The organism is Streptomyces sp. NPDC058796, assembly GCF_042745235.1.
Taxonomy (GTDB): Bacteria; Actinomycetota; Actinomycetes; order Streptomycetales; family Streptomycetaceae; genus Streptomyces.
Map to the genome: position 1 here is coordinate 380,067 of NZ_JBHYOP010000008.1, position 12,626 is coordinate 392,692.

The 12,626-nt window shown below is 73.3% G+C and carries 11 protein-coding genes and 2 pseudogenes; 5 read left to right on the top strand and 8 right to left on the bottom strand.

Annotated elements, in window-relative coordinates:
- Positions 1–2: 2 nt before the first annotated feature.
- Positions 3–1,166: a S1 family peptidase gene (locus ACFW47_RS22195; protein ID WP_386306779.1), complete on the top strand. Its 1,164-nt coding sequence runs from the start codon at positions 3–5 to the stop codon at positions 1,164–1,166.
- Positions 1,167–1,236: 70 nt separating this feature from the next.
- Here the strand turns inward: ACFW47_RS22195 and ACFW47_RS22200 are convergent, their stop codons facing one another.
- Together ACFW47_RS22200 and ACFW47_RS22205 are read right to left on the bottom strand one after the other, a co-directional pair.
- Complete coding sequence (locus tag ACFW47_RS22200; RefSeq protein WP_386288646.1) at positions 1,237–1,680, bottom strand: hypothetical protein; 444 nt, start codon at positions 1,678–1,680, stop codon at positions 1,237–1,239.
- Positions 1,681–1,785: 105 nt separating this feature from the next.
- A pseudogene (locus ACFW47_RS22205) lies at positions 1,786–2,137 on the bottom strand (cation/H(+) antiporter); the annotation flags it as partial.
- Between the two features lie 481 nt (positions 2,138–2,618).
- Here ACFW47_RS22205 and ACFW47_RS22210 point away from each other — a divergent pair.
- The gene (locus ACFW47_RS22210) at positions 2,619–3,701 is read left to right on the top strand and encodes a hypothetical protein (protein ID WP_386306780.1); all 1,083 of its coding nucleotides are present in this window, start codon (positions 2,619–2,621) and stop codon (positions 3,699–3,701) included.
- Positions 3,702–3,723: 22 nt separating this feature from the next.
- On the opposite strand, the gene ACFW47_RS22215 is transcribed toward ACFW47_RS22210, so the two are convergent.
- Positions 3,724–4,341 carry a CAP domain-containing protein gene (locus ACFW47_RS22215; protein WP_386306781.1) on the bottom strand — a complete coding sequence of 206 codons (618 nt, stop codon included), beginning with the start codon at positions 4,339–4,341 and terminating at the stop codon, positions 3,724–3,726.
- 203 nt (positions 4,342–4,544) lie between these two features.
- On the opposite strand from ACFW47_RS22215, the gene ACFW47_RS22220 reads away from it, so the two are divergent.
- Positions 4,545–4,787: a hypothetical protein gene (locus ACFW47_RS22220; protein WP_382717630.1), complete on the top strand. Its 243-nt coding sequence runs from the start codon at positions 4,545–4,547 to the stop codon at positions 4,785–4,787.
- Positions 4,788–4,837: 50 nt separating this feature from the next.
- Here ACFW47_RS22220 and ACFW47_RS22225 read toward each other — a convergent pair whose 3' ends face one another.
- From ACFW47_RS22225 to ACFW47_RS22240, 4 genes and pseudogenes are all read right to left on the bottom strand, one after another.
- Positions 4,838–5,590 (bottom strand): ABC transporter permease, encoded by a 753-nt coding sequence (locus ACFW47_RS22225; protein WP_386306782.1) that lies wholly within the window; start codon positions 5,588–5,590, stop codon positions 4,838–4,840.
- Positions 5,587–6,542 (bottom strand): annotated as a pseudogene (locus ACFW47_RS22230) (ABC transporter ATP-binding protein). The gene ACFW47_RS22225 and the pseudogene ACFW47_RS22230 overlap by 4 nt, the downstream one beginning before the upstream one ends.
- Before the next feature lie 159 nt (positions 6,543–6,701).
- Entirely contained in the window at positions 6,702–7,745 is a 1,044-nt protein-coding gene (locus tag ACFW47_RS22235; protein WP_386306783.1) for a polyprenyl synthetase family protein, read from the bottom strand.
- 273 nt (positions 7,746–8,018) lie between these two features.
- On the bottom strand, positions 8,019–8,213 hold the full coding sequence (locus ACFW47_RS22240; RefSeq protein WP_073730352.1) for a hypothetical protein: 195 nt from the start codon (positions 8,211–8,213) through the stop codon (positions 8,019–8,021).
- Between the two features lie 218 nt (positions 8,214–8,431).
- Here ACFW47_RS22240 and ctaD point away from each other — a divergent pair, with 218 nt between their 5' ends.
- Entirely contained in the window at positions 8,432–10,147 is a 1,716-nt protein-coding gene (gene ctaD, locus ACFW47_RS22245) for a cytochrome c oxidase subunit I (protein ID WP_386288629.1), read from the top strand.
- Positions 10,148–10,156: 9 nt separating this feature from the next.
- On the opposite strand, the gene ACFW47_RS22250 is transcribed toward ctaD, so the two are convergent.
- The gene (locus ACFW47_RS22250; RefSeq protein WP_386306784.1) at positions 10,157–11,398 is read right to left on the bottom strand and encodes a cytochrome P450; all 1,242 of its coding nucleotides are present in this window, start codon (positions 11,396–11,398) and stop codon (positions 10,157–10,159) included.
- Between the two features lie 155 nt (positions 11,399–11,553).
- Here ACFW47_RS22250 and ACFW47_RS22255 point away from each other — a divergent pair, with 155 nt between their 5' ends.
- The gene (locus ACFW47_RS22255) at positions 11,554–12,420 is read left to right on the top strand and encodes an MBL fold metallo-hydrolase (RefSeq protein ID WP_386306785.1); all 867 of its coding nucleotides are present in this window, start codon (positions 11,554–11,556) and stop codon (positions 12,418–12,420) included.
- The last annotated feature ends 206 nt before the right edge of the window (positions 12,421–12,626 follow it).

Sequence of the window (12,626 nt, forward strand, 5' to 3'; positions counted from 1 at the left end):
ACGTGAGACGCAGCAGACTCAGGCACCTCGCCCTGTCCACCCTCCTCGTGCTCGGCGGCCTCAGCGCGACCGGCGCCCTGCCGGCCTCGGCGGCCGGCTCCACCACCGCCTCCGACCGCGGACCCGCCGCCTCCGCCGGTCTCCTGGACGCGATGCAGCGGGACTTCGGCCTCTCCCGGGGCGAGGCCGAGGACCGGCTCGCGGCCGAACGCCGTGCCACCGGCCTCGCTCCCGCGGCACGCCGCGCCGCCGGGGACGCGTTCGGCGGCTCCTGGTTCGACGCCGACCGCGGACGGCTGACCGTGGCGGTCACCTCGGACGCGTCGCCCACGACGGTCCGGGCGGTGGCCGCCACCGGTGCGCAGGTGCGCACCGTCGAGCACAGCGCGCGGCAACTCGACGCGGCCAAGGACCGCATCGACCGCCTCGACGCCCCCGCCGGCGTCAGCAGCTGGCACGTCGACCCGGCCGCCAACTCCGTGGTCGTGGACGTGGTCAGGGGCGAGCGGGCCGACAACGATGTCCGCCGCTTCGTGGACCGGGCCCGCGAGGCCGGTCCGGTCACGGTGCGCACGGTGGCCTCGGCGCCGGCCACCTTCGCGGCCGGCACGGTCGGCGGGGACCCGTACTACACCGGGAACGTCCGCTGCTCCATCGGCTTCTCGGTGCACGGCGGCTTCGTCACCGCCGGGCACTGCGGCGGTACGGGAGGGGCGGTCCGCGGCTGGGACGGCTCGCACATCGGGACGTTCCAGGGCTCGTCCTTCCCGGGCAACGACTACGCCTGGGTCAGCGTCGGCAGCGGCTGGTGGACGGTGCCGGTGGTCCTCGGCTGGGGCACGGTCTCCGACCAGTTGGTGCGCGGTTCGAACGAGGCTCCCGTGGGCGCGTCGATCTGCCGCTCCGGCTCCACCACGCACTGGCACTGCGGCACCGTGCTGGCCAAGAACGAGACGGTCAACTACAGCCAGGGCGCGGTGCACCAGATGACGAAGACCAGCGTCTGCGCCGAGGGCGGCGACTCGGGCGGCTCCTTCATCAGCGGCGACCAGGCACAGGGCGTCACCTCGGGCGGCTGGGGCAACTGCTCCAGCGGCGGGGAGACCTGGTTCCAGCCCGTCAACGAGATACTGAACCGCTACGGGCTGACCCTGCACACCGCCTGACCGCCTCCGGGACGGCCGGCAGCCCCGCCGGGTGACCGGCGGGGCTGCCGGCGGGTCACCGGAGCGCGGCTCAGAAGCCGCCCGGCCCGGCGCCCGCGTCCGGCGCCTCGGGGCCGGTCGCCGTGGTCAGCCGGCGGTAGGCGGCCCGTGCGTGCGCCAGGCGGGCCAGCGCCGTGCCGACGAGGGCCGCGCCGAGCAGGCAGGCCAGCCAGAGCGCGTCCCGCCGGCCGGCCCACGTGAGAGTGCCGGCCGGCGGGATGGCGAAGCCGTTGAGGGACAGCCAGCACAGGAGCGCCGTGCCGGGAGCGGCCGCGAACCGGGCGCAGCCCCCCAGGAGCGCCGCCAGCAAGGAGAGCAGGGACAGGGCGAGTCCCGGACGGCCGTAGCCCACGGTGCCGTTGACGAGTGCCACCAGGGCGAGGGCTCCGCAGAAGGCGCCCGCCCACACCAGCGGAGCCGCGACCGGCCGGGGGACGGGTCTGGGACCGCTGCCCAGGGGCACCCACTCGATCATGCTGACGGCTCCTTCCGGTCCGGACGGCTCCGACCACGGCATCGGACACCGGCCCTGCGGGCAGATTGTCCCATCGGGGCGGTGTGCCAGGTGCCGGCCCTGCCGGCCGGCGAGCACGTGGGCCCGTCCCGCGACGACGGGGCCGAGCACGGCGAGGACGAGGACGTATCCGGCGTTGAAGGGGGCGATCCGCCCGTCGAGTCCGGCGCGCGCGGCCATGGCGGCCGGGATCAGCGCGAACACCCCCGGGCGACCAGGGTGGTGGCGATCTCCGCAGCGGGCTGGGAACCGTAGTCGTACACGCGGGCGACGCACAGCCCGGCGACGACGTCCATGAGGACCGTCCGTGCCGCCGCCGCGGCGACCGGCCCGGCGAAGGCGTGGCGAAGCGGGTGCGCCAGTTCCCGGACGCGCGACTCCCAGGGGGGCCGGCGAGGATGAGGCCGACCGTGAAGGCGCGAGGAAGCCGACGACGAGCAGTTCGCCCCGCGAACGACGGGCGAGTGGGGGTTTCCTTCCCCCCGCACGGAGCCCCCCGGGGCGCGGCATCGCTCAACGGTCGTACTCCGGGCCGACGGGCGGCGATCGGGGACGTGACCCAGGATCCGCCGCGGACGACACCCGTCGTGGACGGGAGGACGCAGTGCCCTGCCGCGCGGGAGGGCGTGCCGCGGCCGACTCGGGGATCCCGGCCGCGGCACACCCTGCGGCCCGGCGCGGGAGGACTGCGCGCCCGGGCACGACGTGCGACTGCCCCGGACGTAGACCTCGACACTGCACCAAGCGAGTGATCATCACGACCGTCAACAGCGACGGGGCCCGGAACCCTTTCGGCTGACAGCCACCGCCCGGCGGGCTGTCACGTCACCATTCCCTCAGCCGGTTCTCCATGATCGTGGACGAATCCCCCGTCCCTCGTCCGGAAGGTTCGTCCTGCCATGACCTCCCCCGCCTCCCGCGTGTCCGGCGTGGAATTGCCGCCGGTTTTCTGCCCTTTCGAGTCCGCCATTCACCCCCGGGTCCGGCAGGTCGAGAAACAGGCCGTGAAATGGATCGACGACAGCGGAATGTGCGCCTCGGAGCGGGAGCGTGCCTGGGTGGTGGCGACGCACAGTGCCGATTTCTTCGCGCGGTTCGCGCCGGTCGCCGAGGAGGAGCGGCTGCTGGCGGCGGCCCTGTGGGTGTACTGGGGTTTCGCCTTCGACGACGCGCGGTGCGACAGCGGTCCGCTCAGCAGCCGCCCGGCCCAGTTCAACGCGCTGGCCGGCCAGGTGCAGCGGGCCTGCGAGACGGATTCGGCAACGGGAGCCGACCGTTTCGTCGGCGCCCTGCAGGACATCATGCGCCGCTTCCGCCGCTTCGCCCCGCCCACGCAGGTCAGCAGGTTCGTGCACGCCCACCGCGCCTGGCTGTCGGGGGTGGCCTGGCAGATCGGCAACCAGGCGGCCGGCCGCATGCCGGGCCTGGACGACTTCCTGACGATGCGACTGCTGTCGTCGGGAGGCGAGCCCACCTTCGCCCTGCTGGAGCTGGCGACGGGTGCGCGGGTCCCGGACCGTGAGCTGCACCGCCCGGCCGTCCGCGCGCTCACCGAGATGGCCGTCCTCGTGGCCGCCCTGGACAACGACGGCCACTCGCTGCGCAAGGAGCTCGGCGGCGGGGAGGCCGACCAGAACGTCTACACGGTGCTCATGCAGGAACTGTCCTGTCCGCTCGAGGACGCGGTGCGGGCGGCCACCGGCCTGCGGGACCGTGTCCTGCTGCGCTTCATGGAGCTGCACGACCGGGTCCGGCCGACCGCCGGAGAGGACCTGCGCACGTACCTGGGAGGGCTCACGTACGGCATCCGCGGCAACAACGAGTGGGGGCTGCGGGTGCCGCGGTACATCCGCAGTGGGTACTGGCCGGACGAAATGGACGACACGCTGCTGACCTGGGCCGACGAGCCGTCCGACACCCGCCCGGGACCGGTGGAGGGCGCCCCCGCCATCGCGTGGTGGTGGGACGCGGACCTCTCCTGACGACCGGACGGGTGCGCTCCGCTCAGCGCGGCGAAGCCAGGTCGAGCGTCCACCAGGGGCCGCCGGAGCCCTTCGCCCGGCCGACACCGGCATGGGTGTAACGGCAGGTGAGGAGGATGTCGCGGTGCGGGGCGCTGCGCATCCAGACGGTCACGGCGGCCTCGGCGGTGTCCGACCCGGCGGCGACGTTCTCGCCGGCCGAGCCGACCCGGTATCCGGCGGCCCGCATCCGGTCCGCGGGGCTGCTGCCGTCGGTTCCCGTGTGGGTCAGCCGGCGGATGCGGGCCATGGCGGCGCTGTGCTTCTGCGCGGCCCGGTCGAGCGCCCCGTGCAGCCGCACCGGGGAGCATCCGGCCTGCTTCCGCTGCCGGTTGACCGCGTCGACCATGCGGTCGTCCGCCGCGCCGGAACCGCCCGTCTGCGGCCGGGAGGCGGACGCGCCGGAGGCGGACTGACCGGGCGCGGGCTGGCCGGGCGCGGGCTGCCACCGGCCCGGTTCGGGCACCGGCCACAGCGGCGCCCGGTAGGGGGCGGGCGGCGTCGGTGCGGGCGGCGGTCCGGCCCAGGCGGGTCCCTGGACGACGTGAAGTGCGGTGAGGACCGCGCAGAGGGCGAGCGCCGGCCGCCGCATCCGGGTCATATTCTTTATCGCCTTTCCTTTTCCGGCCACCGAAAAGCAGCGTTCGCATCGCCGGTGACGTTCATCGCGTTTTCTGTTGGTGTATCCGGCAACTTCATTCGAGGGAACACGGCCTTTTACGGCACCGCGGCGAGACCGGATTGGCTAGCATTGCAATCGTTCACACCCCCTCTCCCTTTTCTCATTCCTTTCGGAGGTTTTTCATGTCGTTGAAGCTGCGCCGCGCCGCCGTGGTGTCGCTGGCCGCGCTGGCCCTGACGGCGGGCGGGGCCGTGTCGGCCGCCGGTGCCGCCGAGGCGTCGGCCCCGGCCGTCGCCTCGCTCGGCCCCGACGGCGGTGGCAACGGGTTCCGGGGCGGCCACGAGCCGCCGATGCACTTCGGCCCGTTCGAGATCCCGAAGTTCGGCAGCGTCTCCGGCGGCTTCTCCTGGGGTCTGGCGCGCTAGCCGGACCGGGCAGCGGGAACACCTGGATGAGGGCCGTCGGTCGACGGCCCTCATCGTCGTTTCAGCGTGGCGGCGCTGGCCACGAGCACCAGCACCACGCACACGAGGATCAGCACCGCGTCGCGGACGAACAGCCCGGTGACGCCCGTGTGCGTGGCGGCCTCGCCCGCGGCCTGCACGGCGTACGTCATGGGCATCGCCCGGGCCACGGCCGCCAGCACGCCGTGCATCTCGTCGCGCGGCACGAACAGTCCGCAGACCAGGAACTGGGGCAGGACACCGGCCGGAAGGAACTGCACCGCCTGGAACTCGTTGCGGGCGAAGGCGCTCACCAGCAGGCCCAGAGCGAGGCCCAGCAGGGCGCCGACCATCAGCAGATAGGCGGGCCCCTTGATGTCCAGCCCCAGCGGGCCCACCGCGAGCAGCGTGAAGAGCACGGCCTGGAGCAGCGCCAGGAACGCGAACGCGAGGCTGTAGCCGAGGACGATGTCCAGCCGCCGGACCGGCATCGTAAGCAGGCGCTCCGCGGTGCCCGAGGTGCGTTCCCGCAGCGTCGACACGGAGGCCACCAGGTACATCACGATGACCGGGAAGATGCCGAAGACCTGGGGTCCGACGCGTTCGAAGGTCTCCTCGGAGTCGTGGAACATCAGCTTGAGCAGCACCATGAGCATGCAGGGGATGCCCAGCAGCAGGGCGGTGCTGCCGCGGTCGCGGGAGATCTGCTGGAGCACCCGTACCGCGGTCGCGGTGGTGATGCCGGGTGAGAACGGCAGCCGGTCGGTCAGGTGAGAGGCAGTCATGTGAGGGTGTCCGCAGCGAAGAAGGTGCGTTCGGCGTCGGGCGCGCCGGGCTGGTCGAGCAGATGGGGCGACAGTCCGTCGACGGCGTCGTGCTGCCGGGCCGCCCGCGCCTCCGCCGCCGCCGCGGCGCGTACGAGGTGCAGGAACGCCTCCTCGACTTCGGCGCAGCCGGTGTGCTTCAGCAGGCTGTCCCGGTCGGCGCTGGCGAGGAGCCGGCCGGAGCGCATCAGGAGCAGCCGGTCGCAGCGGTCGGCCTCGTCCATCACGTGGCTGGACACCAGGAGTGTGGTGCCCTCCTGGGCCAGCCGCTGGAAGACCAGCCACAACTCCCGGCGCACCATCGGGTCGAGGCCGACGGTGGGCTCGTCCATCACGAGCAGGTCGGGACGGTTCAGCAGGGCCACCGCGAGGGAGACCCGCGAGTACTGACCGCCCGACAGCCGGGCGACCGGCTGGTCCGCGTACGCCACGAGGTCCACCTCCTTCACGACGCGGACCACGGCGTCCTCCCGGCGCCAGCCGCGCATGCCGAGGGCCGCGGCGAAGTACCGCAGGTTCTCCAGCACCGTCAGGTCGGCGTACACGGACGGCGCCTGGGTGACGTAGCCGACGCGGGTGCGCAGCGGCCAGGCGCCCGCCGAGTGGCCGAGCACCTGGACGTGGCCGGCGTTCGGCTGCTGTACGCCGACCACGCAGCGCAGCAGCGTGGTCTGCCGCATCCGCTCGGGCCGAGCAGGCCGACGATGCGGCCGCGGGGGATGGTGAAACTGACGTTGCGCAGCACCGGCCGGGTGCCCCGGGCCACGGTCAGCCCGTAGGCGGCCACGGCCGGGAGGTCGCCCGGGGGCGCTGCGCTGTGCTCGGTGGTCTGCACGGCTCCACTGTGTTTCGTCGGATCGGGGCCGCGGCGGACGGCCACGGCGCGGCCGGGGCGAGGGAACGGAGCGGTCATCGCCAGGACAACGGTCCGTCCGGCCCGAGGTCACGCGCCGGTGACGTCCTCGCTCCAGGCGGCTGGGCCGGTTGGGGGGTGCGGGAGTGGCCAGGGCGGCGACGCACGCGGTGACCGCGAGAAGGGTGCTGCCCGCGGTGACCCGGGGTCGGGTGCGCGTCAGGACTCGCGGCAGGTCATCGACCGGGCGACGTCGTGCAGTTGGCGGTAGGCGTCCGCGGTGGGACGCGCCAGTGACAGGGAGCGCAGTGCGGCCGCCGTCTGACGGCGGGCCTCCTCCTCGGCCGCCTGCCGTCCGCCGGCCTCCTCCACCAGGTGACGCGCCAGGTCGACGTCGCTATCCGCCAGCGGGTGCGGTGCCCGGTACAGCTCGCGCAGCCGCTCGGCCGCGGCCCCCGGGGCGGCGAGGGCCGCGACCACGGGGAGCGACTTCTTGCGTGCTGCCAGATCCGCGCCGACCGGTTTGCCGCTGCGCGCGGTGCGGCCCCAGATGCCGAGGATGTCGTCCGCGCACTGGAAGGCCACGCCGAGGTGGCGGCCGAAGTCCCGCAGCCCGCCCACCCGGACGCTGTCCGCGCCCGCCAGCACGCCGCCGAGGGCGCAGGCGCAGCCGATCAGGGCGCCGGTCTTGCCGGCGGCCATGGTCATGTAGTCGGCCACCGTCACGTCGTGCGCCTTCTCGAAGGCGACGTCGTGGCTCTGCCCCTCCACCAGCTCCAGCAGGGCCCCCACGAGTTCCTGCACGGCCGCTCCGGCGCGGGCCGGCGGAGTCTGGGCCAGGACTCGCATCGCGGCGACCAGCAGCGCGTCCCCGGTGAGCACGGCGGCGGGCGTGCCGAACAGGGACCAGGCGGCGGGCCGGTGCCGGCGCAGCGCGTCGCCGTCGATGACGTCGTCGTGCAACAGGGTGAAGTCGTGCACCAGCTCCACCGCCACGGCGCCGGGCACCGCGTCCGACGGGCTGCCACCGACGGCCACGGCCGACAGCAGGGTGAGCGCCGGACGCACCACCTTGCCACCGCCGGAGGCGGACGTACGGGCCTCGCCGTCGGCCTCGCACCACCCCCGGTGGTACCGGGCCACCAGGCTCTCGGCGGCGGGCAGCGACTCGACCGCGGCCCGCAGGGCGGGCGACAGCATGTCGTCGACCCAGTCCAGCCGGGGGAAGGCTCCTGCCGGGGCCGAGTCGGTGATCTGCGACACGAACTACTCCTCGCGATGGGGACGTCAGGGAGGTGAGCGGGAACCGGCGGGGCCTCGCACCGCGCCGGCCGCACCGCCAGTCAATCGGCTGCCGCACCGTGCGGGCGGAGTTCCGGCGCACCACCCGGGGAAAGATCACCGAAGCAGCCCAGCTCCATGACCATGCACCCAGCCCGACAATCACGCCGACCGCCCGCCACGAACGGTCGGGCCGCCGTACGCCGTCCGCCCCGCCGCGGGACGCGACGGGGCGGACGGTTTGCGGACGGTCCGTCAGCACGGCGTGGTCGCCATGAGCTTCTCGAAGGAAGCCATGCAGTCCGGGCAGTGACGCGCCCGTTCGCCGTCGGATGCTTCAATACGTTCGCGGAGCTGCTCTCCGCACAGGGTGGCCGCTGCCTTCTTGGCCATCACGTGCCACACCAACGCTCCGCCCGCCTTCTCCGGGCCCACGCACATTTCGTACATGATCGGCCTCCCAGCCTGGACGCCGCTGACACACTCCAGGAGACACCGGATCGGCCGCCACCAGTAGCGAGCGGGGGCCATTCGGGTGACGCCCGCCGCGCCCCTTCGGGGCGGCGACACACCCGGACGGATAGAAACGATCAGCCAATCGGCCCTACCTGGGTGGGTGCGTGACGTGGCGTCGACGCATACGGCCGGGGGTCGGCTGCTGTGGTCGGATGGCGACACAGACCGAACCGATCGCTCCGGTCCCGGCGGCGCGCCGCCGCCACAGAGGGCGGGTGGTCGTCTCCTGGCTCACCACGACCGACCACAAGCGCATCGGCCACCTCTACCTCATCACGTCCTTCGCGTTCTTCCTGATCGCGGGAGTGCTGGCGATGCTCGTCCGGGCGGAACTGGCCCGCCCCGGGCTGCAGCTCCTCTCCAACGAGCAGTACAACCAGTCCTTCACGATGCACGGCACGATCATGCTCCTGCTGTTCGCCACCCCGACCTTCGCGGGGTTCGCCAACGCGGTCATGCCGTTGCAGATCGGCTCCCCGGACGTGGCCTTCCCCAGACTGAACATGCTGTCGTACTGGCTGTTCCTCTTCGGTGGCCTGATCGTCCTCGCGAGCTTCCTCACCCCGCAGGGCGCCGCGGACTTCGGCTGGACCGCCTACACACCGCTCAGCGGGCCCCTGCGCTCCCCGTACCTCGGCGCCGACCTGTGGATCATGGGGCTGGCACTGTCGGGTTTCGGCACCATCCTGGGCGCGGTCAACTTCATCACCACCATCGTCTGCATGCGCGCTCCCGGCCTGACCATCTTCCGCATGCCGATCTTCGTGTGGAACGTGCTGCTGACGTCCGTCCTGGTGCTGCTGGCGTTCCCGGTGCTGGCGGCGGCGCTGCTGGTGCTGGAGGCCGACCGGCACTTCGGCGCGCACGTGTTCGACGCCGAGAACGGCGGGGCGATCCTGTGGCAGCACCTGTTCTGGTTCTTCGGCCATCCCGAGGTGTACATCCTCGCGCTGCCGTTCTTCGGGGTGGTCACCGAGATCATCCCCGTCTTCGCCCGCAAGCCGGTCTTCGGTTACATGGGGCTGGTCGGTGCGACGATCGCCATCGCGGGGCTGTCGGCCACCGTCTGGGCGCACCACATGTTCGCCACCGGTGCCGTGCTGCTGCCGTTCTTCTCCTTCCTGACGTATCTCATCGCCGTCCCCACGGGCGTGAAGTTCTTCAACTGGATCGGCACGATGTGGCGGGGGTCGCTGTCCTTCGAACCGCCGATGCTGTGGGCGGCCGGGTTCCTGGTGACGTTCCTCTTCGGCGGACTGACCGGGGTGATCCTCGGCTCCCCGCCCCTGGACTGGCACGTCACCGACTCCTACTTCGTCGTCGCGCACTTCCACTACGTCCTGTTCGGCACCATCGTGTTCGCGATGTTCGGCGGCTTCAGCTTCTGGTGGCCGAAGATGACGGGCCGCATGCTCGACCACCGGCTGGAGAAGGTGCACTTCTGGACGCTGTTCGTCGGTTTCCACACCACGTTCCTGGTGCAGCACTGGCTCGGGGTGGAGGGCATGCCGCGCCGGTACGCGGACTATCTGGCCGCCGACGGCTTCACGGCCCTGAACACCGTCTCCTCCATCGGCGCCTTCCTGCTGGGGCTGTCGACGCTGCCGTTCCTCTACAACGTCTGGAAGACCGCCAGGTACGGGCGGCCGGTCGGGGTCGACGACCCCTGGGGGTACGGACGTTCACTGGAGTGGGCCACGTCCTGTCCCCCGCCCCGCCACAACTTCCACGCGCTGCCCCGGGTGCGTTCCGAGTCGCCGGCCTTCGACCTGAACCACCCCGAGCTCGTCCGGCTCGACCAGGCCGAACAGACGGGGCGGCGCGACGCGGTGGAGGCGGGCCGAGGGCACAAGGGCGCCCGCTCGTGACGGACCGCGTCAGGGCGCCCGTACGCCGGTGACGGCGAAGCCGCTGCGCGGGCGGGTCGGGATGCGGCGCAGCGGGATGCGCAGATCCTGCTCGGGAACCGTGTACTCCAGGCGGGCCAGCCGTACCGCCAGCGCCTCCAGCAGCCCCACGGTGAGGCGCTCGCCGGGACAGCGGTGGCCGGTGGCCGGGTCGGCGCCGCCCTGCGGGATCAGTTCGTCGCGCCCCGGGGGCCGGTCGAGGAACCGCTCGGGCCGGAAGGCGTACGGGTCGCCCCACAGCTCCTCGTCGTGGTTCTGCCCGTAGACGTCGAGCAGCAGGATGCCGCCGGCCGGGACGGACGCGCCGCGCCAGGCGAGGTCGGTGACCACCCGGCCGCCGAGGAACGGGGCGAAGGGGTAGAAGCGGCGGACCTCGTGGGCGAAGGCCGTGGCGAACGCGCCGTCCCCGGCCCGCAGCCGCTCCCGGTGGGCCGGCCAACGGTGCAGGGCGTGGGCGGAGAAGGCCACGAACCAGCTGACGGCGACCGTGGGCCGCAGCACGTTCAGCAGTTCCACCGCGGCGGTCCGGGCGTCCAGCGGCCGGTCCGGGGCGTCGCGGTGGAGGGCGACCCGCTCGAGCACCGAGCCGGCCGGGGCGGTGACCGTCCCGGACCGTACGTCCTCGATCAGCCGGGCCGTCCGGGCCTCCTGCCGGGACCGGGCCCGGCGGGCCCGCAGATGGCGCGGTCCCGGGGTGGCGAAGCCGTCGACCATCGCGGTCAGGTCCCGGGCGAGGTGTTCCGCGTCGACGGCTTCGTCGGGGATCCCGGCCCAGCGGCAGACACCGCGGGTGAGCACCACGGCCGCCTCGTCGAACAGGACGACACGGGTGCGCCCGCTCCAGGCGGGCACGGCCTCGTCCCAGGCCTCGGTGACGTGCTCGGTGAGGCCGGCGACCCGGTCGGGGTCGAGCAGCGGCAGGAACAGTTCCTTGCGGACACGGTGGGCGTCGCCGTCGAGGGTGTGCACCGCGCCCTGCCCGAACAGGGTGTCCAGCACGGGCGCGGGGACGGCGCCGTGACGGTGGACGTGTGCCTCGTCGTAGAAGAAGCGCACGGCGTCCGGCCCGCGCAGCGCCAGCGCGGGTTTGCCGAGCAGCCGGGTGCGCACCACGGAGTCGGCGCTTTCGCGCATCCGGTCGGGCAGCCAGGCGTACCCCTCGGTGAGCACGGCCAGGGTGCGGTCCATCAGCGGGCGGCGTTGTGCGTCCATGGCCGATGGGTGCCCCGGGCCGCGCCTGGGACACCTGGCGGTGCGGGCGGTCGGGTGAGGATCCGCGGTCGGGGTACTCCGTCCTCCGACGGGGTCCCGGAGCCGGGCGGCCCGGGCCCCGGCCCCGTACTCCCGGACAGGATCGGACCACCCTCATGTCCCCGTCCACGCCTTCGTCCCCGGCCCAGCCCCCGGACGACTCCCTGCGGATCCACTTCGTCGGCAACGCGACGGTGCTGCTCCGCTACCGCGAGCTGAGCCTGCTCACCGATCCGAACTTCCTCCACCGCGGCGAGCGCGCACACCTCGGGTACGGGCTGGTGAGCCGTCGCCTGACCGAACCCGCGCTGGACCCCGGCCAGTTGCCGGAGCTCGACGCCGTGGTGCTGTCGCACCTGCACGGCGACCACTGGGACCGCAGGGCCAGGCGGTCGCTGCCGCGGTCGCTGCCGATCGTCACCACCCCGCACGCCTCCCGCCGGCTGCAGGGCGTGCACGGGTTCCACCGTGCCGTGGGGCTGCGCACCTGGCAGGAGGAGACCGTGCGGCGCGCGGACGCGCGGGTGCGCATCACCTCGCTTCCCGGCCGGCACGCCGGGCACCCGGTGCTGCGGCGCCTGCTGCCGCCGGTGATGGGCAGCCTGCTGGAGTTCGGCCCGGCGACGGGCCCCCCGCGGCACCGGCTCTACGTCTCCGGCGACACCCTGCTCTTCGACGGCCTGGACGATATCGCCCGGCGCTTCCCGGACCTGGACCTGGCGGTGCTGCACCTGGGCGGGACGACGCTGCCGGGCGGTTTCGTGGTGACCATGGACGGGCGTCAGGGCGCGGAACTCGCCCGCCGTCTCGACCCGCGCCTGATCCTGCCGGTGCACTACGACGACTACTCCGTCTTCCGCTCTCCGCTCGACGCCTTCCTCGCCGAGGCCGACCGGAAGGGACTCGCCGACCGGCTCGTGCACTGCCGGCGCGGTCAGCGGGCCGTCCTGCGCCCGGACGGCGGTCCGCCCGTCGTGATGTGACGGGCGCACCGGCGTGACCGCGCGGAGCAGGGCGGCGAACCCCTCGGCCCGCCGTGTGCCGCGCTCCGCGACCGTCGGCCGAAGGGCACCGGTGCAGTACTCGGTCCAGTGTCCGCGGTGGAAACGGTGAGCGGCGGAGTCCGCCGACGCGCATCGGCAGCGAGTCGGGCTGCCCGGCGGTGACCGACTCGCCCGCCGGAGAGCGG

Excerpts from the sequence above, each read along its gene's own strand:
- ACFW47_RS22200 (WP_386288646.1), bottom strand. The coding sequence starts at position 1,680 with ATGATCGAGTGGGTGCCCCTGGGCAGCGGTCCCAGACCCGTCCCCCGG.
- ACFW47_RS22210 (WP_386306780.1), top strand. The coding sequence starts at position 2,619 with ATGACCTCCCCCGCCTCCCGCGTGTCCGGCGTGGAATTGCCGCCGGTT.
- ACFW47_RS22215 (WP_386306781.1), bottom strand. The coding sequence starts at position 4,341 with ATGACCCGGATGCGGCGGCCGGCGCTCGCCCTCTGCGCGGTCCTCACC.
- ACFW47_RS22220 (WP_382717630.1), top strand. The coding sequence starts at position 4,545 with ATGTCGTTGAAGCTGCGCCGCGCCGCCGTGGTGTCGCTGGCCGCGCTG.
- ACFW47_RS22225 (WP_386306782.1), bottom strand. The coding sequence starts at position 5,590 with ATGACTGCCTCTCACCTGACCGACCGGCTGCCGTTCTCACCCGGCATC.
- ACFW47_RS22240 (WP_073730352.1), bottom strand. The coding sequence starts at position 8,213 with ATGTACGAAATGTGCGTGGGCCCGGAGAAGGCGGGCGGAGCGTTGGTG.
- ctaD (WP_386288629.1), top strand. The coding sequence starts at position 8,432 with ATGGCGACACAGACCGAACCGATCGCTCCGGTCCCGGCGGCGCGCCGC.
- ACFW47_RS22250 (WP_386306784.1), bottom strand. The coding sequence starts at position 11,398 with ATGGACGCACAACGCCGCCCGCTGATGGACCGCACCCTGGCCGTGCTC.
- ACFW47_RS22255 (WP_386306785.1), top strand. The coding sequence starts at position 11,554 with ATGTCCCCGTCCACGCCTTCGTCCCCGGCCCAGCCCCCGGACGACTCC.